Source organism: Rhizobacter sp. P2_H2 (genome assembly GCF_056403375.1).
This window is the reverse complement of record NZ_JBFUFP010001091.1, coordinates 1-1,765: the sequence shown is the minus strand read 5'-3', so window position 1 is coordinate 1,765 and position 1,765 is coordinate 1. Positions and strand designations below refer to the sequence as shown.

Annotated in this window: 1 protein-coding gene and 1 pseudogene; both read right to left on the bottom strand. The window is 67.3% G+C overall.

All coding sequences use genetic code 11. The annotated features are described in order from the left end of the window. A pseudogene (locus AC1D15_RS30340) lies at window positions 1-177 on the bottom strand (2,3,4,5-tetrahydropyridine-2,6-dicarboxylate N-succinyltransferase); the annotation flags it as partial. 13 nt (window positions 178-190) lie between these two features. Further along, window positions 191-1,381, bottom strand: a complete 1,191-nt coding sequence (gene dapC, locus AC1D15_RS30335) for a succinyldiaminopimelate transaminase (RefSeq protein ID WP_477828950.1) — start codon at window positions 1,379-1,381, stop codon at window positions 191-193. Window positions 1,382-1,765 lie beyond the last annotated feature (384 nt).

The window sequence follows — 1,765 nt, the reverse complement described above, 5'->3', positions numbered from 1 at the left end:
CTGGTTGACCTTCCACTGGCCGACGCTCTCGCGCTCGGCGACGCGGATGCGGCCCTTGTTCAGGTCGGCGATCACCGATTCGACGGCCTCGCGCACTTCGGGCGAGTTGACGGCATTGATCTGGGCGCGGCCTTCCCAGGCGAGGTCGATGATGCTTTGCAGTTGCTGTTGGCTCATGGGGTTCTCGGGGTCAGACGGACTTGACGAAGGAAACGATGCGTTCTGCGGCGGCMAGGCATTCCTCGACCTCGGCCACCAGGGCCAGGCGGATGCGGCCTGCGCCAGGGTTCACGCCCTGTGCCTCGCGCGCCAGCAGGCTGCCGGGCAGCACCGCGACATTGTATTGAGCCAGCAGGCCGCGGGCGAAGGCCACGTCGTCGCCTCCGGGCACGGCGGCCCACAGGTAGAAGCCGGCATCGGGCAGGCGCACGTCGAGCACCTCGGCGAGCAGCGGCGTGACCTGTGCGAACTTGCGGCGGTATTGGTCGCGGTTGTCGACCACGTGGGCCTCGTCGCGCCAGGCGGCGATGCTGGCCTGCTGCACCATCGGGCTCATCGCGCTGCCGTGGTAGGTGCGGTACAGCAGGAACTGCTTCAGCACGGCGGCGTCGCCGGCCACGAAGCCGGAGCGCATGCCGGGCACGTTGGATCGCTTGGAGAGGCTGGTGAACACGACAAGGTTGCGGAAGTCAGCCCGGCCGAGCTGTTTCGCGGCATCGAGTGCGCCGAGCGGCGGGTCTTCGCGGAAGTAGATCTCGGAGTAGCACTCGTCGGAGGCGATCACGAAGCCGAAGCGCTCGCTGAGCTCGAAGAGGCGCCGCCACTCGTCGAGCGGCATCACCGCGCCGGTCGGGTTGCCCGGCGAGCAGACGTACAGCAGCTGGGTGCGCGCCCAGACCTCGTCGGGCACCTGGGCCCAGTCGGCCGCGAAGTTGCGGGCCGGGTCGCTGTTGGCGAAGAAGGTCTGCGCGCCGGCCAGCAGCGCTGCGCCTTCGTAGATCTGGTAGAACGGATTCGGGCAGACAACGGTGGCACCGAGCCGGGTCGGATCGACGAGGGTCTGGGCCAGTGCGAACAGGGCTTCACGCGAGCCGTTGACCGGCAGCACCTGCGTAGCGGCATCGAGCCTGACGCCGTAGCGGCGCTCGACCCAATCGGCGCAGGCCTGGCGCAGCGCGATGTCGCCGGCGGTGGCGGGGTAGCTGGCGAGGCCGGAGAAACTGGCCGACAGCGCATCGAGGATMAGTTTCGGTGTCGCGTGGCGGGGCTCGCCGATGCCGAGGCTGATGGGCTTGTACGCCGGGTTCGGCGTGATGTCGCGGGTGAGGGCGCGCAGCCGCTCAAAGGGATAGGGGTGGAGCTTGCTGAGCAGCGGATTCATGGCTTGGATTATCGGTGCTGGCAAAGGCGCAGGTGGGGAGGCTGTGGCTCGCCGGCCGGTCCCGATGGGCGCTCCACAGCCTCCCCGCACGCGCCTTTGCCGATACCGCAGCTCTTTGCGTGGGGGAAAAGATTGAAGTGACCGACAAGCATGCGAGTGCACGAACGCTTGTCGGTCACTTCAATCTTTTCCCCCCAACAAGAGCTGGTGGTGTTGAGCGGCGCGGCGGGTGAGGGGATGGGTTGGGGGCGACTTCTGAGGCGACGGAGAAGATCGGCTTTGGGGATGGCGCGCGCCAGCGCGCTTCGTGGACTGACTCATCGGCACTGTTTGACCACAACGAACGAAGTGAGTGGAGGGAGTTTGCCGATGCATCCCCAAAGC